Below are 19491 nucleotides of genomic sequence, written 5' to 3'. Positions count from 1 at the left end.
AATGCGCGTGAACTATCCCGGCCTACTCATTGAAAAACATCGCAACGGGGCGCTGCGGTATCGCGTCCGCGTCGAGGGCCACAAAACCCGGCGCGTCTCTATCCCCGTCGGGCCAGATGACCGAGATTTCGCGAATTACTACCACGCCGCACGCGCGGGCGCAGACTGGCGTCCCGATGTCAGACCGGAACCCGTGCGCAAATCTCTGGATTGGCTGGCCAAGGGCTATTTGGACAACCTCGAAAGGCTCGTCCAAGCCAAGCTCGCGTCACCCCTCACCCTCAAGCAGCGGCGCTCGATGCTTCGCCGTCTTTGCGATTATGTCGACGAGGACGGCCGCTATGGCGATCTGTCCATGGATGCGCCGCAAGCCGCCTTCGTGCGCGTGAGAGACGCATGGTCAGCTACGCCGGGCGAGGCCGACAACCTTATGAAGTCATGCCGCGCGATGTATGCATGGGCAATCGAGCGGTCGGAAATCTCGCACAACCCCGCCGAGGGCGTCGCCAAAATCCACCAGCCCCGAGGCGGTGCAAAACCGTGGACCGCCGACGACCTGAAGCGCTTCAAGGCGAAACACCCGCGCGGAACCACGGCCCACCTTTGGCTGACGTTGCAAATGTTCACTGCTTGCCGAATTGGGGATGCGATCTGGCTTGGTCGCGATTGCGAGATACAGCGCAGCGGGCAAACCTGGCTCGAATGGCAACCTCGAAAGAAGGGATCGGCCCTGGTAACGATTCCGATGCTCCCCCCGCTCTTCGCGGCCACCCGCGCGGTGAAGATCGTCGGAACATCCTATCTGCTCACAGACTACGGGAAGCCTTTCGCGACGCCGGAAAGCCTGCGCAATCGGATACAGAAGTGGTGCGCGGCCGCAGGCGTCGTCGGCAAGTCGTCTCATGGCATCCGCAAGGCTGTTGCCGAGCTCCTGGCCGAGGCTGGATGCAGTCAGCACCAGATCATGGCGATCATGGCGCACTCCCAGGCGAAGACGTCGGAGATCTACACGAAAGGGGCGCAGCGCCGGGCCATGGCGGGCGATGCGATGCAGATTTTGGCGGCCCTGGATTGGTAAGGTGTCCCGCAGCCCTAATTTGCGGGACACTTTCGTCAGCAATTGCTGGGCAAACGCGGGATACTGGTAGGCGCGGAGGGATTCGAACCCCCAACCAAGGCGTTATGAGCGCCCTGCTCTAACCGTTGAGCTACACGCCCGCCGACACTGACCTATGGCAGCATGCCCCGGCCCGTCAAGACGCAACCCCCAGCTCGTGACCTGTCTAACGCCTTTCGAATGCGCCAAGCGCGGCGAACCGATGAGAATTCCGCCCTGTTTCCTTGGCCTCATACAGAGCCGCGTCCGCGTCGGCCAGCATTTCGCTCAGTTCGATCGTGTCATATTCTTCCGACAGGCTGAAACCGATGCTGGCCGAAACCCTGCAGATCGCGTGGTCGATCATCAATGGTTCGCGAATACGCGCAATCAGCCGATGTCCGAAGCCGTCGAGTTGTTCGCGGCTCACCGGCCCGCTCAACAGAAGAAGGAATTCGTCACCCCCGACCCGGGCGAGCCGGTCGCTTGCGCGGGTCTCGGCCCGCAGGGCCTGCGAGACATGGATCAGGATTTCATCCCCCGCCGCATGGCCGTGCCGGTCATTCACTTCCTTGAAGTTGTCAAGGTCCAGATGGGCCAGGGCGAAAGACCTCAGGGACGCCTTTCGTCCGATCCCCGCAAGCGCGAGTTCGAAACCCCGGCGATTGAGCAGCCCGGTCAGCGGATCCGTATGGGCCATCACCTCGGCCGCTTCGCGCGCTTCTTCAAGACCCCGATTGAGCCGTGCCAATTCGCGCATCACCGCCTGGTTCGCCTCGTGGAGGAAGAGGAATTCCATGGTCAGATCCGCAGGCGAGAAATCGAGCGATGTGAGACCGAAGCTTTCGATCGCGGGAACGAGGCTGGCGCCGAAACCCAGGGAAATCAGCGTGCCTCCATGAAGGCTGGCACCGTGGCCGATAAGCGTTATGCAGGGCGCGTGTCCTGTCCGAAAGACCAGTCTGCGCCCGCTGCCAAGAAGTGCCCCGATTTCATGCTGGGACATGCCGCATTCGGCCGGCAAGTCGAGGTGGAGGCATTCCGACATGGATCTGGCGGGGCCGATCAGCTTTCGCAGGGTTCTTCCGGTCGAAACGATACTGCCGTCACCGGCGAGGCAGAGATGCATGGGCATGAGCCGGTCAAGAAGGCTGCGCAAATCCGCAGGGAGCCTCATTTGCCTGACCGCCTTTGCGAGCGTGTCGAAAGTGCGAACGGTCGCGCGACCCCATGATCCATGAGCACGACCCTGACGACGATGTTTTCCTTGGCGACCTCGATCAGCGAAAGCGTGCCGTGATCGTCTGCCATGCCGCGGATGACCCCGGCGAGTACCCAGATCCAGCCCGGCGGAAGCTTGCGGCTTTCAATTTCGAATTCATCCGGGCCGATTGCGCGCACGATGATATCGGGCGGGTCGAAATCCGGTAGAACCATCGCGGCGCGCGCCGGCAGCTCATCAAGGGATTTTATGAACTCCGCAAAATCGGGCCCGCGAAACCGCAAGAGCCTCCGGATCGGCTCCAGCCGCACCATCCAGCCGCCAAGATCTTCCAGAATCTCGGAGGGGCATTTCCTCAGCAGGGCCGCCGCAGCAAGCACGAGGCGCCTCGCGAGATGGGAGGAAGGCGAATTTATCGACAGGACGCCATGCGGATCGATGGCCGTTCGCTTCGCGACTTCCTGCCAGAATGCGTCACCGTAGCTGGTGCGCAAGAACTGTTCGATCGATCTGATGATGAGCCCGTTCATTGCTTCCTTCCTGCCCCTGATCCGCGTTCCGGATCAGTGTGCCGCTGACCGGACCACGCACGGCGGCCGGAACCTTCGCGTGCCGTGACGACGCGGAGACCCTGTGCTGTTGAGACCATGGCGACGGAGCCGGTTTGACGCAGTCGGGGAAGGTCGAACAGCTCGCAATCTTTGTGCTGCGACCGGTCCAGTGCAGCCGTCGTGACGACAACCGAGCCTGGCTGACAAGCTGCCTCCAGGTTCTGCGCCGCGCCTTTGCCCGTAAGGTGACGCAGGACAACCCGACCGGCCGGTGTCATCAGCCTCGTTTCCCGGGCGGTCGACGGGCCACTCCAGGCGGGTCTTTGCGAGGCTGCCGCTTGTGTCGCGATATCGCCATCCGCCTCGAGCCATTCTGCAACTGCGAAAGCGCCCCCCTTTGGTTTCGAAAGCGAGCGTCCAGACAACGTCATTACTCCCACCGCATCGCCATCGGCCGAAATGAGGATCATGGGACGGTCTACCGCAATCCAGGCGGCAATCGCGCAGCTGATGAAAACGGCCCCGATCGCACGTTGCACCAGAAGCAGGTATCCGTTCCTGTTCGCGGCGTTCTGCGCCAGGATCACGAGACACGCCCCGACACCAATCAACGGCAGGACATGCCCAGGGGGGCTGGGAACCCGCGTGACGGCGCCGTCGAGACCTGCCACGATCTCTGCAACCCAAAGCATCCATCGGGTACCCATTCCCATCACCCAAAGCGGCAGATCGGCCAGACCGATCGGCGCAAGCACGGCGGCAATCACGCCCGCTGGCATTACGGCGGTGCCGACGATGGGTACGGCCAGGAGATTGGCCAGAAGACCGTACTGGGTCATCCGCCCGAAATGTGCGGCGGCGAAAGGCGCTGTCGCGAGACTTGCGACCAGCGAAGAGATGAAGAGCATGGCAACCGGCCTGAGCCACAGAGGCACGATCGGCGCAATCCGCATCCACGGGCCATGCGACACGATCAGGGCAATAGTCGCGGCGAAGCTCATCTGGAAGCCGGCTGAGGCGAGGGCTTCCGGGGTCAGCAGCAAGATGATGGCCCCCGCGAGCGCGATCGAGCGAAGCGAAATCGCCCTTCTGTCGGCGATGACCGCGACCAACATGACCGCAACCATGATGAACGAGCGTTCGGTCGCAACATCCCCCCCGGAAAGCACCAGATAGATCGCCGCCGCGACAAGTGCCCCCGCAGCAGCCCATTTGTGAACGTGGATCGCGCCGGAGCCGATCATCACGGCCAGGCCCAATCCGCCAAGTCGCAGGGCTGAATAGACGAAGCCGGCCAGAATGCTCATATGCAGGCCAGAAATCGACACGATGTGATAAAGATTCGCGTCCCGCATGATCTGGTTCGTGGCTTCGGTAATCCCTGTTCGATCCCCCGTCATGAGCGCAGCGGCCACAGCGCCGGCCTGCCCGCCGATCTTGTCGCGCATGGCTTCCGCGATGCGATTGCGCAACCGGTGCAGGGCGAGCGTGCCACCTTTCCGGGGCGGCTCGACCGTCATGGTGGCGGTGCGGGAATAGCCTATCGCGCCGAGGCTTTCGAACCAGGCGATGCGCCTGAAATCGAAGCCTCCCGGTTCGGTCGGCCCGCCCGGTGGGCCCAGATGCGCTGTCAGCATCACCTGCGCGCCGGATTCCGGCAGCGGATCGGTCACAAACAGGGAAATCCGCACGCGAATGGGTGTTTTCTGGGGACTTACGCCGTCCAGCGCGACCCGATCAAGCGTCAGTCGGATCCGGTCGCGCGACGAACGGTCAATATCCACGACGCGCCCTTCGACCGGACCATAATATCGAAAGGCCAAAACCGGTCCCGACACCTGCCACGATCGAAAACCGGCCGCCCCCGCCCCGCCCGCCACCAGCATGATCGCAAATGCCGCCCCGCGCAGAATTTCTGCTCTCCGCCAGGAAATGTGCCCCTTTTCGGCAAAGACTGCGGCGAAAGCCATGGCGGCGAATGCTGAAAGGGCCGTGAGAAATGTCAGGATGTAGAAAAGCGCGCGGGGTTCGGCTTCAAGGGCGAACCATCCACCGATCCCTATCGCCAGCCAGAAAGGTGTCCAGCACAGCAATCCGACGCGGCTGTCCCGATCCGGCCGGCTGCGAGCACCCTTTGCCCGTGCCGCAGGCCGCACCCTTCCGGGATACCTGGTCGAGCCTGCAGGAACAGGAACTGCCACCTGTACTTCCACGACGCCAACTTGTCCTTGTCATGCAGCTTGCGTATTGCTGTCGCCAAGATGGCATGTCCGGCCTTTCAAAAGGATTAACGAGACAGGCCCTATCCTTGATCAATTGACGGAACCGCCCGCCATGAATGCTTCCACGCCTGTCGTGACCCGTTTCGCACCCTCGCCCACCGGCTATCTTCACATCGGCGGCGCAAGGACGGCGCTTTTCAACTGGCTTTTCGCGCGAGGCCGCGGAGGCAAGTTCCTGCTGCGGATCGAGGATACCGACCGGGCACGTTCGACGCCGGAAGCCACCGCGGCAATCCTGAAGGGGTTGGAATGGCTGGGTCTTGATTGGGACGGGGAACCCGTCAGCCAGTTCGAAGGCCGCGATCGCCATGCCGAAGTCGCGCGCGAGATGCTTGCGAATGGAACCGCCTATAAATGCTTCTCGACGCCCGCTGAAATCGACGCCTTCCGCGAAGCGGCGCGAGCGGAGGGTCGTTCGACCCTTTTCCTGTCGCCCTGGCGCGATGCCGATGCTTCCACCTATCCTGATGCCCCCTATGTGATCCGCCTGCGCGCTCCACGCGATGGACAGACCATCGTGCACGATGCCGTGCAAGGTGACGTGACGTTCGGAAACGACCAGCTCGACGACATGATCCTGCTGCGATCAGACGGCACGCCCACCTATATGCATGCTGTCGTCGTCGACGATCACGACATGGGCGTCACCCATGTCATACGCGGCGATGACCACCTCACAAATGCAGCGCGCCAGATCCAGATCTATCAGGCCATGGGCTGGGACATTCCCGTTTTTGCCCATATCCCGCTTATCCATGGCCCCGACGGCAAGAAGCTTTCGAAGCGGCACGGGGCGGTCGGCCTGCATGAATACGCGGCGATGGGTTATCCTGCCGCCGCCATGCGCAATTATCTCGCGCGGCTCGGGTGGAGCCATGGCGACGATGAACTTTTCGATGATGCCCAGGCCAGGGAATGGTTCGACCTGCCGGGGATCGGCAAGGCGCCTGCCCGTCTCGACTTCAAGAAATTGGAACATGTGAGCGGCTATCATATCGCGCAGATGGATACGGATCGCCTGATGCAGGAAATTGCCGCATATCTGGACGAAGCTGGCGCAGCCCCGCTGACGGAAACGCAATCGGCGCGCCTGAGGCCGATCCTGCCGGTTCTTCAGGCCAAGGCCAAGACCCTTCCCGGCCTCATGGAGCAGGCTCATTTTGCAATGGTCGACCGCCCCCTGGTGATCGAGGAAAAAGCGGCCGCCGCACTCGACACGGTATCCCGTGGTATACTGAGTGAATTGACTGCCGCATTGCAGCATGCTAGCTGGACGCGCGACGACCTCGAAGCGGCAGCCAAGCAGATTGGCGAGTCGCACGGGCTGGGTCTTGGCAAAATTGCAGCTCCGCTGCGGGCTGCCCTTGCCGGCCGCAGTTCGACCCCGAGCGTATTCGACATGATGTTGGCGCTTGGCCAGGAGGAAACCCTGGCCCGGCTGCAGGATCACGCGGGCTGATCGCCCGCATCCCATCGTCCGGCCCCAACCGGAGACAGGTGTAAAAGGAGACAGGGAATGGCAGAAAGCAAATCCGCAAAGCTGCTGGTTGAAGGAAAAGAGATCGATCTTCCGATCCTGAGCCCGACAGCTGGACCGGATGTCTTGGACATCCGCAAACTCTATGGTCAGGCGGATGTGTTCACCTATGACCCGGGCTTCACTTCGACCGCATCCTGCGACTCGACGATCACCTATATCGACGGTGACAAGGGCGAGTTGTGGTATCGCGGCTATCCGATCGAGCAATTGGCGGACCAGTCGCATTACCTCGAAGTCTGCTACCTGCTGCTTTACGGTGAACTGCCGACCGAAACTCAGCTGACCGATTTCGAGACCCGCGTCACGCGCCATACGATGGTGCATGAACAGATGCACAACTTCTTCCGTGGTTTCCGCCGGGACGCGCACCCGATGGCAACCATGGTGGGCGTTGTCGGGGCCATGTCGGCCTTCTACCACGACTCGACCGATATTTCGGACCCGCTGCAGCGCGAGATCGCGTCGATCCGACTGATCGCCAAGCTGCCGACGATCGCCGCCATGGCCTACAAATATTCCGTCGGCCAGCCGTTCGTCTATCCGCGCAACGATCTCGATTACGCGTCGAACTTCCTGCACATGTGCTTCGCCGTTCCGGCCGAACCCTACAAGGTCGAACCCGCCCTGGCGAAAGCCATGGACCGGATCATGACGCTGCATGCCGATCATGAACAGAACGCCTCGACCTCGACCGTGCGTCTGGCCGGTTCGTCGGGCGCGAATCCCTTCGCCTGCATCGCGGCCGGCATCGCCTGCCTCTGGGGGCCGGCGCATGGCGGTGCAAACCAGGCTTGTCTGGAAATGCTGCGCGAAATCGGTTCGGTGGACCGCATCCCCGAATATATCGCGAAGGCCAAGGACAAGAACGACCCCTTCCGCCTGATGGGCTTCGGCCACCGCGTCTACAAGAACTTCGACCCGCGCGCGAAGGTCATGAAGGAATCGGCGGACGAGGTGCTGGAGCTTCTGGGCATCCACAACAACCCGATCCTTCAGGTTGCCAAGGAACTGGAAAAGATCGCCCTGGAAGACGACTATTTCGTCTCGAAGAAACTGTATCCGAATGTCGACTTCTATTCGGGCATCATCCTCGAGGCGATGGGCTTCCCGACCTCGATGTTCACGCCGATCTTCGCATTGTCGCGGACCGTCGGCTGGGTGTCGCAGTGGAAAGAAATGATCGGAGACCCGCAGAACCGCATCGGCCGACCGCGCCAGCTGTATGTCGGTGCCGAAAAGCGCGATTACATCGATCTCGCCAAGCGCTGAGTACGACAGCTGAAATCATGTCACGGCCTCGGAATTTTCCGGGGCCGTTTCGCATCTTGGCACCGCTTCCGGCCCCTTGCGCGGCGAGTTGCGCGGTGCCACACCTGCGCCATGACTGACGCATCGAAAATCGCGCTGATCACCGGCGCCTCGCGCGGACTTGGCGCCGCTTTGGCCGAAACGCTTGCCGCGAAAGGGTGGCATATTCTTGCCGTGGCCCGAACGACGGGTGCGCTGGAAGAACTGGACGACCGCATTCGCAAGGCCGGAGGCAGCGCAACGCTGGCCCCGATGGATGTCGGCCAGCCCGAACCCATGATGAAGCTGGCCGAGGCCGTGGCTGGCCGCTGGGGTGGCCTTGACCTCTGGGCGCATTGCGCAGTTCACGCGGCACCCCTGGCACCCGCAGGGCATGTCGATGCCAAGGATTTCCAGAAATCAGTCGATCTGAATGTCGTGGCGACCCGCGGCCTGATCACCCTTTTCGAACCCCTGCTGCGTATGCGCGACGGAACAGCGCTTTTCTTCGGGGACGCGCGTGCGGGACAGAAATTCTTTGGCAGCTACGGGGCTACGAAAGCCGCGCAGATCGCGCTGGCGCAAAGCTGGCAGGCCGAAAACGAAAACGTCGGCCCACGCGTGGTCATCGCCCATCCGGCCCCCATGCCGACCGCCACGCGGGCACGATTCTTTCCCGGCGAGGACCGCAGCGAACTGACATCCTGTCGCAGCGAGGCCGAACGGATCTTGCGGGAAACTCTCTGAAACCCACAATCTCTCGCGGCAATTCATCCGGAATTGTTGCCATGCGACACGCAATAACCATCGACCCGCCGCATCCGCTTGCCAATCGTGCCGGTGGTGACTAGATAGGCGCGTCGCAGAATGAAAGGCCCCGTGGTGGAAAACGTCGTCCTTACCGTGCATCTGATCCTTGCTGTCTTGCTGATCGGGGTCGTGCTGTTGCAGCGGTCCGAAGGCGGCGGCCTTGGCATGGGCAGCGGCAGTGGTGGCGGCGTCATGACCGGTCGCCAGGCAGCAAACGCCCTGTCGAGAGCGACCTGGATCCTTGCAGGCGCCTTTCTTGTCACCTCGCTGACCCTGACCGTCATTGCGGCCCAGAACTCGTCGGGCGGCTCGATCGTCGACCAGTTGAACATCGGCAGCGAGCCGAGCGATGAGCCCACGACCACCCTGCCCGGCATTGGCGAATACAGCCCGCCGCCGGCCGCAGGTCAGCCCGTTCTGCCCCCGGTTCCCGGTGGCAACGTGCCCGCCCCGGCTCAGACTGAAGCCCCGGCGATCCAACCGGTCATGCCGCCGGCAGCAGAAACGCCTGCCACCGAGACGCCTGCAGAGCCCGCTCCGGCGGCCGAGGCACCGGCGCAAACCAACTGACACAATAACTGGGGTGCTTCAGGCACCCCGACACGACAGCTAGCGGTCCGTTGCGGCCACAGGACTAATCGATTATAAGTCGAGTCCCGTGATGCCGGCCAGATTCGGGCCGCGTTTTCTATTTTCGAACTCACGGGGGCCTCGATGGCGCGTTACATCTTCATCACCGGCGGTGTGGTTTCTTCCCTTGGAAAAGGGCTGGCATCGGCGGCGCTGGGAGCCCTTCTGCAGGCGCGCGGTTACACGGTCCGGCTGCGCAAGCTTGACCCCTACCTGAACGTCGATCCGGGCACGATGTCGCCATTCGAGCATGGCGAGGTCTTCGTGACCGATGACGGGGCAGAAACCGATCTCGACCTTGGGCACTACGAGCGTTTTACCGGCGTGTCGGCGCGCAAGACCGATTCGGTCTCGTCGGGGCGGATCTATTCCAACGTGCTGGAAAAGGAACGCAAGGGCGCCTATCTCGGCAAGACGATCCAGGTGATCCCGCACGTCACCAATGAGATCAAGGACTTCCTTTCCGTCGGCGAGGATGAGGTCGATTTCATGCTTTGCGAGATCGGCGGCACGGTCGGTGATATCGAAGGCCTGCCCTTCTTCGAAGCGATCCGCCAGTTTTCGCAGGAACGTCCGCGCGGCCAGTGCATCTACATGCACTTGACCCTGCTGCCCTACCTGGCTGCCTCGGGCGAGCTGAAGACCAAACCCACGCAGCATTCGGTGAAGGAGCTTCGGTCGATCGGGCTGCAGCCCGACGTGCTGGTCTGCCGCAGCGAACATCCGATCCCGGAAAAGGAACGCGCCAAGATCGCGCTGTTCTGCAACGTGCGTCCCGACGCCGTCATCCCCGCTTACGACCTGAAATCGATCTATGAGGCGCCGCTGGCCTATCATCGCGCGGGCCTTGACCAGGCCGTTCTGGATGCCTTCCAGATCAGCCCCGCCCCGCGCCCTGACCTGTCGCGCTGGGAAGATGTCATGGACCGGCTTGAGAACGCCGAGGGCGAGGTCAAGGTCGCGATCGTCGGCAAGTATACGCAGCTCGAGGACGCCTATAAGTCGATCTCCGAGGCGCTGACCCATGGCGGCATGGCGAACCGGGTCCGCGTCAAGACCGATTGGGTCGACAGCGAGATGCTCGAGGGCGAAGGCGCGCATCTGCTGGACGGCTATAACGGCATCATCGTGCCCGGCGGGTTCGGAGAGCGAGGCACCGAGGGCATGGTGGCCGCCGCGAAATATGCCCGCGAGAAGAAGGTGCCCTATCTCGGCATCTGCCTTGGCATGCAGATGGCGGTGATCGAGGCGGCACGCAACCTTGCGGAAATGCCCGATGCAGGTTCCGAGGAATTCGACCACGAGGCCGGAGAGACGCGTTTCACCCCGGTTGTCTACCATCTCAAGGAATGGGTGCAGGGCAATTATACCGTGCAGCGCAAGGTCACCGACGACAAGGGTGGGACCATGCGTCTTGGCGCCTATACCGCGGTGCTGACGCCGGGTTCGAAGATTTCCGAAATTTATGAAGGTGCGCTCGAGATCGAGGACCGCCACCGCCACCGCTACGAGGTCGACGCCAAATATCGCAACAAACTCGAGGATGCCGGTCTGAGCTTCTCGGGCATGTCGCCGGACGGTCGTCTGCCTGAGGTGATCGAATACGGTGATCACCCGTGGTTCATCGGCGTGCAGTCGCATCCTGAGTTGAAATCGAAGCCTTTCGAGCCGGCACCGCTGTTCTCGGGCTTCGTGCGCGCCGCGATGGACAACGAAAGGCTGGTCTGAGCCGCCTTTCTCGGCCAAGATCGGGACCAAAGGATGGTCCCGATGAAGCGCCTTGCCCTCATCCTCGCTGCCTGCGTCGGCCCCGCAATGGCCGATGCTCCGCTATTCCTGATCGAGCAGTCATCGCTACCTTTCGACCTGGGTCCCGGCGCGCCACAGAATTCGCCTGCCCGGCAGGCGAACTCGCCCAATGCGGCGGCCAATTCCTCGGCCAATGCGGCCAACTCCTCTGCCAGCTTCGCGAACTCTCCCGGCAACCCCGCGAATGAGCGGCGGGTGATCTTTACCGGGGATGGTTCGGTCGTGGGTTACTATGCGCCCAATGGTTCAGGGACGCTGAACCTGTTCGATCTGAACGGCAAGCGGGTCGCCTACAAACCGCGTTCCAGCAAAAGCCTCTTTTCCAATGACGGGCGCTGGTGCGGCACGGTCGCCGATAGCCAGGGCGGTAGTTTCGCTTTCGGCTTCATCCGGGCCTGTGCGCACCTGTTCTAAGACCAGTTTGACACGAAAATGTCACATGCGTGGGCTATCCCGCGCGTAAAAACTCAGGAGATTGCAATGCGGGACGAAACGCCGTCGGAATGGCTTCGGGCCGAAATGCGGGATACGATCGACGAAGACTACGAGATCGAGCTCGAGGACGCCGCCCTTTCGCGCGAAATCGCCCGGATCTATCGCGAGACCCATCCTGATGAAATGCCGCGCCACCAGTATTTCAGCGAGTTGCTTCGCCTGCAGGCCGAACTGATCCGGCTGCAGGATTGGGTAAGCTATCACAAGGAAAAGGTCGTCGTGATCTTCGAAGGGCGGGATAGTGCCGGCAAGGGCGGCGCCATCAAGCGGATCACGCAGCGCCTCAATCCGCGCGTCTGCCGTGTCGTCGCCCTGCCCGCCCCCTCGGATCGCGAAAAGACGCAATGGTATTTCCAGCGCTACGTTTCGCACTTGCCCGCGGGCGGCGAAATCGTGCTGTTCGACCGAAGCTGGTACAACCGCGCAGGTGTCGAGCGGGTGATGGGTTTCGCCACGGACAACGAGGTTGAACAGTTCTTCGACGACGTTCCGGAATTCGAACGCATGCTGGTTCGTTCGGGCATTCGCCTGATCAAATACTGGTTCTCGGTTACGGATGAGGAACAGCAGATGCGATTCCTTGTCCGCATCCACGACCCGCTGAAACAGTGGAAACTGTCGCCGATGGACCTGCAGTCCCGCATCCGCTGGGAAGACTACACCAAGGCCAAGGAAGAGATGTTGCTGCGCACCAACATTCCCGAGGCCCCCTGGTACATCGTTCCCGGCAATGACAAGAAACGCGCCCGCCTGAACTGCATGAACCATCTTCTGGCCAAGATACCCTATGGTGACGTGCCGCATGAGGCCGTTTCCCTGCCCGATCGCGTCTTCAATCCCGATTACGAGCGTTCGGTACTGCCGCCCGAGCTTTATGTGCCGCAACGTTACTAGGTTGGGTCCGCCGGGGCTTCTGGCCTTGCCACCCGTCCGATAAGCGGCATCCTGCATGGGAATGATCAATGCGAGGTTCCCATGCCCAAAGCCTATTGGATCGGCCACGTCACGGTGGATGACCCCGCCGCCTACGAAGCCTACAGGTTGGCAAATGCAGCCGCCTTCACGAAATTCGGCGCGTGTTTTCTTGTGCGGGGCGGCGATCAGCACGCTCTTGAAGGGCGGCTGAGACCGCGCACCGTCGTGATCGAATTGGCCGATCTGGCTACGGCCAGGGCCTGTTACGAAAGCCCGGAATATCAGGCGGCACTCGCGCTGCGCCAACCCTGCTCGATCGCGGATCTGGTGATCGTCGAGGGCTACGAGCCGGTCTGAGGCACCTTGAAGCAGAGGTTTTAATCTCTTTAGCTCTTCTGGATACTGCTCTAGTATCGGGCCATGTTTCGTAATTTGCTCAGTCGCCTTTTCTCGGATATGTCCGAAACCGCTGCCCTTCCTTCCGAAGACGGCGAAGTCGCGATTGCTGCTCTTCTGGTTCGGATCGCCCGCGCGGATGACCGTTACAGCGAGATCGAAAAGCGGCGGATCGAAATGGTTCTCGCGCGCCGTCGCGGGCTTGACCACAATGAGGCCGCCGAACGACGTGCCGCCGCAGAAATGATCGAGGCCGAGGCACCCGACACGGTGCGTTTCACCCGTTCGATCAAGGACCGCGTGGAGATCGAGGATCGGCGCAATATCATCGCCGCGCTCTGGGAAGTGGCATATGCCGATGGCAGCCGCAGTGCCGAAGAGGAAAGCATGATCCGCCTCATCGCAGGCCTTCTCGGGGTCAACGATCGCGATTCCGCACTTGTTCGACAGCGCGTGCTGGACGATCTGGGGATTTCGGGGCTTAGCTAGGCAATGCTCGCATCTTCCTTGCAGCCGGGTTTGCCCCTGAATCGACACCTTCTTTCCGTATGAGCCAAGCATCCATGAACCAGACCGATCCCCGCCCGGACCAGCCAGCCCCGACCCCGGTGATCGAGATCAGGAACCTTCACAAGGCCTATGCTCAGTTGGAGGTGATCCGTGGTGTCGATCTGGTCGCGCCGCGTGGTCATGTCATCAGCCTGATCGGTTCATCCGGTTCGGGGAAGTCGACGCTTCTGCGTTGCTGCAACCTGCTTGAGGATAGCCAGCAGGGCGAGATCCTGTTTGAGGGCGAACCGGTCAAATGGCGTGGCGCCGGCATAGCGCGCGTTCCGGCTGATCGCGCCCAGGTGACGCGCCTGCGCACGAACCTTTCGATGGTTTTCCAGCAATTCAATCTTTGGTCGCATTTGACCATTCTGCAGAACCTGATGGAAGCACCCGTCCATGTCCTGAAACGAAACCCGGCGCAGGTAGAGGCCCGCGCCCGCGAGCTTCTGGCCAAGGTCGGTATCGGCGACAAGGCCGATGCCTGGCCTGCGCAGCTTTCGGGTGGTCAGCAGCAGCGCGCCGCCATCGCCCGCGCCCTTTGCATGGAGCCCAAGGCGCTCCTCCTCGATGAACCGACAAGCGCGCTCGACCCCGAATTGCAGCAAGAGGTCGTCCGCGTCATCAAGGACCTGGCGGCCGAGCATCGCACCATGCTTCTCGTCACCCATGACATGCGGCTTGCCGCCGATGTAAGTGACCATGTCGTATTCCTCCATCAAGGCCGGATCGAGGAAGAAGGACCGCCCGCCCAACTCTTCGGTGCGCCGCGGTCCGAGCGTCTGCGCCAGTTTCTGAGCGCGACGATGGCCGTTTGAAAGTCCAACAGGAGTCAAAAACAATGAAAAAGCTGATTCTCGCAGCGGCCGCACTGGCCCTGACCGCAGGAATGGGCGCGGCCCAGACCGTCCGCATGGCGACCGAGGGCGCCTACCCTCCCTACAACTTCGTGAACGACCAGGGAAACCTGGACGGTTTCGAGATCGAGCTGGGCAACGAGCTGTGCAAACGCGCGGAACTGGATTGCACCTGGGTCAAGAACGACTGGGATTCGATCATCCCGAACCTCGTCAGCTCGAACTATGACACGATCATGGCCGGCATGAACATCAACGAGGAACGCAAGAAGGCGATCGACTTCTCGGATCCCTACACCCCTCCGATGCCTTCGGCCTATATGGCACTGACTGCAGATGCCGATATCGAAGGTGGTATCGTCGCGGCGCAAACCAATACCATCCAGGCGAGCCACGTCGCATCGACCGGCGCGACGCTTCTGGAATTCGCAACCGGCGAAGAAACCATCGCTGCGGTCCGCAACGGAGAGGCCGACGCGGTCTTCGCCGACAAGGACTTCCTGGCTCCGTCGCTTGAGGAATCCAATGGCGAACTGGTCTGGGTCGAGGGGCAGGACAACGTCAAGCTTGGCGAAGGCATCGGTATGGGCGTCCGCAAGTCGGATGCAGAGCTGAAGGCGAAATTCGATACTGCCATCCAGTCGATGAAAGACGACGGCACGCTGAATGAGATGCTGAAGAAATGGTTCGGCGAAAAGGCCCTGCAGTTCTAAGCTGATCCAAGACGGATAGGCCTGCGCGACATGGATCGCGCAGGCTCAACTGGAGTGCCCGATGTTCGCCACCTGCGCCGACCCCAAGACGCTCGAAGGGCTTGCATGGCTGATGTGCTACCTGACCTCGGGCAAGCACATGCTTTTCTACCTTTCCTTCGGTACGGTAATCCTGCTTCTGGCGATCACGGCGCCGGTTGCGCTGCTGTTCGGTTTCGGCGGGGCGCTCGCCTCTCGGTCGCGCATCGCGCCGCTGCGCTGGTTCGGCAAGATCTATACCTCGATGGTACGGGGTGTGCCCGACATCATCTTCTTTCTCTTCGTGCCGATCGCGCTGGACCAGGCCTTCGAATACCTGCGGGCCAAGGTCTATTGCGACCCCAGCATACCGATCCGGCAAGGCAATGATTTCGTGGTCTGCCCGGCCGCCAAGCTGCCGCTTTCGACCTCTCCGGAATGGATCCATCAAAGCTATGGCATCTTCCTGGCCGTGATCGCGTTTTCCATCGTCTTCGGCGCCTTTGCGGCGAACGTGCTTTACGGCGCGATGAATGCCGTGCCGAAAGCCCAGCTTGAAACCGCAGAGGCCTATGGCATGTCCACGAGGCAGGTGAACCGTCGCATCCTGATCCCCCAGATGTGGACCTTTGCACTGCCCGGTCTCGCGAACCTCTGGATGATCCTGATCAAGGCGACCCCGCTTCTGTTCGTCCTTGGGGTCGAGGACATCGTCTACTGGGCGCGCGAACTCGGCGGCTCGAAGACCAGCGCCTATTCCTTTCCGCATCCTGACTGGCGGATCTATTATTTCCTGGCAATTCTCGTGTTCTACCTTCTGATGACCTGGGGCTCCGAACGGATCTTCGACCGCATCCGCGCCCGCCTTTCGGCCGGGCAGGCGACGATGGCCGGCGAGGCCATGCGAAAGACCGCGACATGAGCGAGTGCCTCCAGACCCTGCATGACTATGGTCTGCGCGCCATCGGCATCGGTGAACGCTTGCTGCCGCGCACCGATTTCACCCTTTGCGATCAGTTCGTCCTGATTGGCTCGGGGCTGATCTGGAACATCTATTTCGGGGCGCTTGCGCTGTTCTTCGGCTTTTTCCTGGCCAATGCGCTAGCCGTCGCGCGATCAAGCCGGCATGCGTGGCTGCGCAAGCCCTCCGAATGGTTCATCTTCCTTTTCCGAGGCAGCCCGCTTTTCATCCAGTTCTTCGTCGCCTACGAAGCGCTGGTACAGCTGCCGCGCGCCGGGATCGACATCTTTGGCATGACCGTCCAGACCAGCTGGATGACGCGGGCGTGGGCCGGCGCTCTTTTCGTGCTGATCTTGAACACGGCCGCCTATTCGGCCGAAATCTTCTACGGCGCGCTGCGCAACCTTCCCAAGGGCGAACTTGAGGCCGCTGATGCCTACGGCATGACCGGATGGACGCGGTTCCGTCGGATCTCATGGCCAACCGCGATGCGCCTTGCATGGCCGGCCTATACGAACGAGGCGATCTTCCTTTTCCACGCAACGACGCTGGTCTTCTTCTCGAGCTTCCCAGCCTTCCAGCAAAAGGGAGACAGCCTCTATTACGCCAGCTATTTCGCGGACAAGACTTTCAACCCCTTCGTCGCCTATCCGATCGTCGCGGGTTACTTCATCCTACTGACCCTGTGCCTGATTTCGCTTTTCGGGGTCGTCAACAGGCGACTTAATCGCCATTTGCCGGGACCCGTTCGCAAGATCCGTTACCGGCCCAATCTTTTCAGGTGAACCATGGACTGGTTGCGAGAGCATCCCGAAGTGAAGACGATCCGAGTCGCTGCCGCCGATCTGAATGGCGTGGCGCGCGGCAAGCGCATTCCCGCGCGTTTCGCCGACAAGCTACTGACGGAGGGTACGAAGTTTCCCTTTTCCGTCCTCAATATGGATATCTGGGGCGAGGATGTCGAAGACAGCCCCCTTGTCTTCCAGTCGGGTGATCCGGATGGCCTGCTCTTGCCCACCGAGCGGGGCTTCATGCCCATGCCCTGGCTCGAAGCGCCGACCGGGCTTTTGCCGCTCTGGATGTTCCACCTTGACGGCCGCCCCTATGAGGGTGATCCCCGCCAGGCGCTGGCCCGAATCGTCGAACGCTACAAGGCCGTGGGGCTGACCCCCGTCGTCGCCACCGAGCTTGAATTCTTCCTGATCGACGATTCAGGCGGACAGCTTCGCGTTCCGCCCAGCCCGCGTTCCGGCAAGCGTCGCACCGGGGCCGAAACGCTCAGCCTGCGTGCGCTGGATGCCTTCGACCGCTTCTTCACATCACTTTATGATGCCTGCGAGGCGATGGATATCCCAGCCGATACCGCCATTTCCGAAGCGGCGCCCGGCCAGTTCGAAATCAACCTGATGCATCAGGCCGATCCCCTGAAGGCAGCGGATGATGCCTGGTTTTTCAAGCTTCTGGTCAAGGGCCTTGCCCGCCGCTACGGATTTGCCGGCTCGTTCATGGCGAAACCATATGACAGCTGGAACGGGTCCGGCATGCATATGCATTTCTCGGTCCTCGACCGGAATGGCGACAATATCTTTGACAATGGCGGGGAAGAAGGCTCGGATCGCCTGCGCCATGCCGTTGCCGGATGCCTCGCCGCAATGCCCGGTTCGACGCTTCTCTTCGCGCCGCATGAAAACAGCTATGATCGCCTGGTTCCGAACGCCCATGCCCCGACCGGAATCGGCTGGGCGTATGAAAATCGCACCTCAGCGATCCGCATCCCGTCCTCGGGGCCCAAGGCGCGTCGCATCGAACATCGCGTCGCCGGCGGGGACGTGAACCCCTATCTGACTGTCGCGGCGGTTCTGGGCGCGGCGCTGAACGGCTTGGAAGACAAGGTCGAACCGCCGCCCGCGATCCAGGGCAATGCCTATGAACAGGGCTTGGCACAACTGCCGACGACCTGGGGTGAAGCGATCGACGCTTTCGATAGCTCTCCGCAGATCAAGCGGATCTTCCCAGGGCATCTGATCGAAAACTTCGTCATGACCAAGCGGCAGGAACTGCACTACATGGCCGAGTTGTCAGACGACGAGACCGTCGAACTTTACCTCGACACTGTCTGATCCGATCCGGGGCTGGGCCCCCTTTCACCTCATTTCGATGCAGCAAAGCGCCGCCCTGTTAGCGGCGCTTTTCAAGGGGGCGCAGAAGCTGGCTAGGCCCGACCGTCCGAGAGAACCGCGTCGAACGCGGGAACGAGTCGCGCCAGCGTCCCATCGACGTCACTCAGCTTGTCGAGACCGAAAAGACCGATCCGGAAGCTGCGGAAACTTTCGCCTTCACCGACCTGAAGCGGAACGCCTGCCGCGATCTGATATCCTTGGGCGAGAAATTTCTTGCCGGTCTGGATTTCGGGGTCTTCGGTATAGCACACAACCACGCCCGGGGCAGCGAAGCCCTCCGCCGCGACCGAGCGCAGCCCGCGTCCGGCAAGCTCGGCCCGGACCGCGTTCCCAAGTCGCCATTGCGCATCGCGCGCGGCCTCGAAGCCCAGGTCGCGGGTTTCATTCATGGCATCGCGCAGCCCGACCAGGGCGTCGGTCGGCATGGTTGCGTGATATGCATGCCCGCCATCCTCGTAAGCCTTCATGATCGCGCGCCATTTTTTCAGATCCAGCGCGAAGCTGTTCGACGTTGTCGTTTCAAGGCGCTCCACGGCACGCGCCGACAACATGACCATTCCGGCCGATGGCGACGCCGACCAGCCCTTTTGCGGGGCCGAGATCAGCACATCCACCCCGGTGTCCTGCATGTCGACCCAGACGGCCCCCGATGCGATGCAATCCAGCACCATGATCGCGCCGACCTCATGGGCGGCATCCGCAATCGCCTTGATGTAGTCATCGGGAAGAATCATGCCGGCGGCGGTTTCGACATGAGGTGCGAAGACGGCATCGGGGCGTGATTCGCGGATCTTCGCGACGACCTCATCGACCGGCGCCGGCGCGAATGGCGCCTTTGGCTCATTGCCGGAGGGCCGGGCCATCATCACGGTCGTTTCACGGGCAAAGCCGCCCATGTCGAAAATCTGGCTCCAGCGAAAACTGAAAAATCCATTGCGGATGATCAGCGCATGGGCATCGCGGCCGAACTGGCGTGCGACGGCTTCCATCGCGCAGGTCCCCCCACCAGGCACCAATGCCACCGCTTCGGCGCCATAGACCTCGCGCAGCGTGGCCGAGATCTCGCGCATGACCGCCTGATACTTCTGGGACATGTGGTTCAGGGAACGGTCCGTGAAGACCACCGAGAATTCCTGCAGGCCATCGGGATCGACATCTGGGCGAAGACCGGGCATGGGTT

General features: G+C 61.7%; 19 protein-coding genes and 1 tRNA gene. 15 read left to right on the top strand and 5 right to left on the bottom strand.

The features are described from left to right. Position 1 precedes the first annotated feature (1 nt). Positions 2 to 1078 (top strand): tyrosine-type recombinase/integrase, encoded by a 1077-nt coding sequence (locus RGQ15_RS11465; RefSeq protein ID WP_311160356.1) that lies wholly within the window; start codon positions 2 to 4, stop codon positions 1076 to 1078. 64 nt (positions 1079 to 1142) lie between these two features. Here RGQ15_RS11465 and RGQ15_RS11460 read toward each other — a convergent pair. The 4 genes from RGQ15_RS11460 to RGQ15_RS11445 all read right to left on the bottom strand — a co-directional run bounded on the left by RGQ15_RS11460 (position 1143) and on the right by RGQ15_RS11445 (position 5070). After that, positions 1143 to 1218, bottom strand: a tRNA-Ile gene (locus RGQ15_RS11460). Between the two features lie 65 nt (positions 1219 to 1283). Next, positions 1284 to 2273 (bottom strand): GGDEF domain-containing protein, encoded by a 990-nt coding sequence (locus tag RGQ15_RS11455; protein ID WP_311160355.1) that lies wholly within the window; start codon positions 2271 to 2273, stop codon positions 1284 to 1286. After that, complete coding sequence (locus RGQ15_RS11450) at positions 2270 to 2848, bottom strand: heme NO-binding domain-containing protein (protein ID WP_311160354.1); 579 nt, start codon at positions 2846 to 2848, stop codon at positions 2270 to 2272. The genes RGQ15_RS11455 and RGQ15_RS11450 overlap by 4 nt, the downstream gene beginning before the upstream one ends. Continuing rightward, entirely contained in the window at positions 2845 to 5070 is a 2226-nt protein-coding gene (locus RGQ15_RS11445; RefSeq protein ID WP_311160353.1) for a ComEC/Rec2 family competence protein, read from the bottom strand. Before RGQ15_RS11445 ends, RGQ15_RS11450 begins: the two co-directional genes overlap by 4 nt. A gap of 133 nt (positions 5071 to 5203) precedes the next feature. Between RGQ15_RS11445 and gltX the strand changes: the two genes are divergently transcribed. The 14 genes from gltX (at position 5204) to RGQ15_RS11375 (ending at position 18251) form a co-directional block, all read left to right on the top strand. Beyond that, the gene (gene gltX, locus RGQ15_RS11440) at positions 5204 to 6610 is read left to right on the top strand and encodes a glutamate--tRNA ligase (protein ID WP_311160352.1); all 1407 of its coding nucleotides are present in this window, start codon (positions 5204 to 5206) and stop codon (positions 6608 to 6610) included. Between the two features lie 57 nt (positions 6611 to 6667). Next, complete coding sequence (gene gltA, locus RGQ15_RS11435; RefSeq protein WP_311160351.1) at positions 6668 to 7960, top strand: citrate synthase; 1293 nt, start codon at positions 6668 to 6670, stop codon at positions 7958 to 7960. Between the two features lie 111 nt (positions 7961 to 8071). Next, the gene (locus RGQ15_RS11430; protein WP_311160350.1) at positions 8072 to 8725 is read left to right on the top strand and encodes an SDR family NAD(P)-dependent oxidoreductase; all 654 of its coding nucleotides are present in this window, start codon (positions 8072 to 8074) and stop codon (positions 8723 to 8725) included. A 120-nt stretch (positions 8726 to 8845) separates the two neighbouring features. Beyond that, a complete protein-coding gene (secG, locus tag RGQ15_RS11425) occupies positions 8846 to 9358 on the top strand; it encodes a preprotein translocase subunit SecG (protein WP_311160348.1) in 513 nt (170 codons plus the stop codon). Positions 9359 to 9502: 144 nt separating this feature from the next. Continuing rightward, the gene (locus tag RGQ15_RS11420) at positions 9503 to 11146 is read left to right on the top strand and encodes a CTP synthase (RefSeq protein WP_311160347.1); all 1644 of its coding nucleotides are present in this window, start codon (positions 9503 to 9505) and stop codon (positions 11144 to 11146) included. A gap of 42 nt (positions 11147 to 11188) precedes the next feature. Further along, positions 11189 to 11641: a hypothetical protein gene (locus RGQ15_RS11415; protein ID WP_311160346.1), complete on the top strand. Its 453-nt coding sequence runs from the start codon at positions 11189 to 11191 to the stop codon at positions 11639 to 11641. Between the two features lie 66 nt (positions 11642 to 11707). Then, positions 11708 to 12616 carry a polyphosphate kinase 2 gene (gene ppk2, locus RGQ15_RS11410; RefSeq protein WP_311160345.1) on the top strand — a complete coding sequence of 303 codons (909 nt, stop codon included), beginning with the start codon at positions 11708 to 11710 and terminating at the stop codon, positions 12614 to 12616. Positions 12617 to 12697: 81 nt separating this feature from the next. Next, a complete protein-coding gene (locus RGQ15_RS11405; RefSeq protein ID WP_311160344.1) occupies positions 12698 to 12994 on the top strand; it encodes a DUF1330 domain-containing protein in 297 nt (98 codons plus the stop codon). A 63-nt stretch (positions 12995 to 13057) separates the two neighbouring features. Beyond that, entirely contained in the window at positions 13058 to 13522 is a 465-nt protein-coding gene (locus RGQ15_RS11400; protein WP_311160343.1) for a tellurite resistance TerB family protein, read from the top strand. Positions 13523 to 13596: 74 nt separating this feature from the next. Further along, positions 13597 to 14400, top strand: coding sequence for an ABC transporter ATP-binding protein (locus RGQ15_RS11395; RefSeq protein ID WP_311160342.1), 804 nt, complete (start codon positions 13597 to 13599; stop codon positions 14398 to 14400). A 23-nt stretch (positions 14401 to 14423) separates the two neighbouring features. Continuing rightward, positions 14424 to 15152, top strand: a complete 729-nt coding sequence (locus RGQ15_RS11390; RefSeq protein WP_311160341.1) for a transporter substrate-binding domain-containing protein — start codon at positions 14424 to 14426, stop codon at positions 15150 to 15152. A 61-nt stretch (positions 15153 to 15213) separates the two neighbouring features. Beyond that, the gene (locus RGQ15_RS11385) at positions 15214 to 16092 is read left to right on the top strand and encodes an ABC transporter permease (RefSeq protein ID WP_311160340.1); all 879 of its coding nucleotides are present in this window, start codon (positions 15214 to 15216) and stop codon (positions 16090 to 16092) included. After that, positions 16089 to 16916: an ABC transporter permease gene (locus RGQ15_RS11380; RefSeq protein ID WP_311160339.1), complete on the top strand. Its 828-nt coding sequence runs from the start codon at positions 16089 to 16091 to the stop codon at positions 16914 to 16916. The genes RGQ15_RS11385 and RGQ15_RS11380 overlap by 4 nt, the downstream gene beginning before the upstream one ends. 3 nt (positions 16917 to 16919) lie before the next feature. Beyond that, on the top strand, positions 16920 to 18251 hold the full coding sequence (locus tag RGQ15_RS11375) for a glutamine synthetase family protein (RefSeq protein WP_311160338.1): 1332 nt from the start codon (positions 16920 to 16922) through the stop codon (positions 18249 to 18251). A 92-nt stretch (positions 18252 to 18343) separates the two neighbouring features. Here the strand turns inward: RGQ15_RS11375 and RGQ15_RS11370 are convergent, their stop codons facing one another. Then, on the bottom strand, positions 18344 to 19486 hold the full coding sequence (locus RGQ15_RS11370; protein ID WP_311160337.1) for an aminotransferase class V-fold PLP-dependent enzyme: 1143 nt from the start codon (positions 19484 to 19486) through the stop codon (positions 18344 to 18346). Positions 19487 to 19491 lie beyond the last annotated feature (5 nt).

This window comes from Paracoccus sp. MBLB3053 (assembly GCF_031822435.1).
Classification (GTDB): Bacteria; Pseudomonadota; Alphaproteobacteria; order Rhodobacterales; family Rhodobacteraceae; genus Paracoccus; species Paracoccus aurantius.
Note: the sequence above shows the minus strand (reverse complement) of the source record. Positions and strands in the feature narration are given on the sequence as shown.

Bases quoted from the DNA above. Each gene is read 5' to 3' on its own strand.
- RGQ15_RS11465 (WP_311160356.1), top strand. From the start codon at position 2: ATGCGCGTGAACTATCCCGGCCTACTCATTGAAAAACATCGCAACGGG.
- RGQ15_RS11455 (WP_311160355.1), bottom strand. From the start codon at position 2,273: ATGAGGCTCCCTGCGGATTTGCGCAGCCTTCTTGACCGGCTCATGCCC.
- RGQ15_RS11450 (WP_311160354.1), bottom strand. From the start codon at position 2,848: ATGAACGGGCTCATCATCAGATCGATCGAACAGTTCTTGCGCACCAGC.
- gltX (WP_311160352.1), top strand. From the start codon at position 5,204: ATGAATGCTTCCACGCCTGTCGTGACCCGTTTCGCACCCTCGCCCACC.
- gltA (WP_311160351.1), top strand. From the start codon at position 6,668: ATGGCAGAAAGCAAATCCGCAAAGCTGCTGGTTGAAGGAAAAGAGATC.
- RGQ15_RS11430 (WP_311160350.1), top strand. From the start codon at position 8,072: ATGACTGACGCATCGAAAATCGCGCTGATCACCGGCGCCTCGCGCGGA.
- secG (WP_311160348.1), top strand. From the start codon at position 8,846: ATGAAAGGCCCCGTGGTGGAAAACGTCGTCCTTACCGTGCATCTGATC.
- RGQ15_RS11420 (WP_311160347.1), top strand. From the start codon at position 9,503: ATGGCGCGTTACATCTTCATCACCGGCGGTGTGGTTTCTTCCCTTGGA.
- RGQ15_RS11415 (WP_311160346.1), top strand. From the start codon at position 11,189: ATGAAGCGCCTTGCCCTCATCCTCGCTGCCTGCGTCGGCCCCGCAATG.
- ppk2 (WP_311160345.1), top strand. From the start codon at position 11,708: ATGCGGGACGAAACGCCGTCGGAATGGCTTCGGGCCGAAATGCGGGAT.
- RGQ15_RS11405 (WP_311160344.1), top strand. From the start codon at position 12,698: ATGCCCAAAGCCTATTGGATCGGCCACGTCACGGTGGATGACCCCGCC.
- RGQ15_RS11400 (WP_311160343.1), top strand. From the start codon at position 13,058: ATGTTTCGTAATTTGCTCAGTCGCCTTTTCTCGGATATGTCCGAAACC.
- RGQ15_RS11395 (WP_311160342.1), top strand. From the start codon at position 13,597: ATGAACCAGACCGATCCCCGCCCGGACCAGCCAGCCCCGACCCCGGTG.
- RGQ15_RS11390 (WP_311160341.1), top strand. From the start codon at position 14,424: ATGAAAAAGCTGATTCTCGCAGCGGCCGCACTGGCCCTGACCGCAGGA.
- RGQ15_RS11385 (WP_311160340.1), top strand. From the start codon at position 15,214: ATGTTCGCCACCTGCGCCGACCCCAAGACGCTCGAAGGGCTTGCATGG.
- RGQ15_RS11380 (WP_311160339.1), top strand. From the start codon at position 16,089: ATGAGCGAGTGCCTCCAGACCCTGCATGACTATGGTCTGCGCGCCATC.
- RGQ15_RS11375 (WP_311160338.1), top strand. From the start codon at position 16,920: ATGGACTGGTTGCGAGAGCATCCCGAAGTGAAGACGATCCGAGTCGCT.
- RGQ15_RS11370 (WP_311160337.1), bottom strand. From the start codon at position 19,486: ATGCCCGGTCTTCGCCCAGATGTCGATCCCGATGGCCTGCAGGAATTC.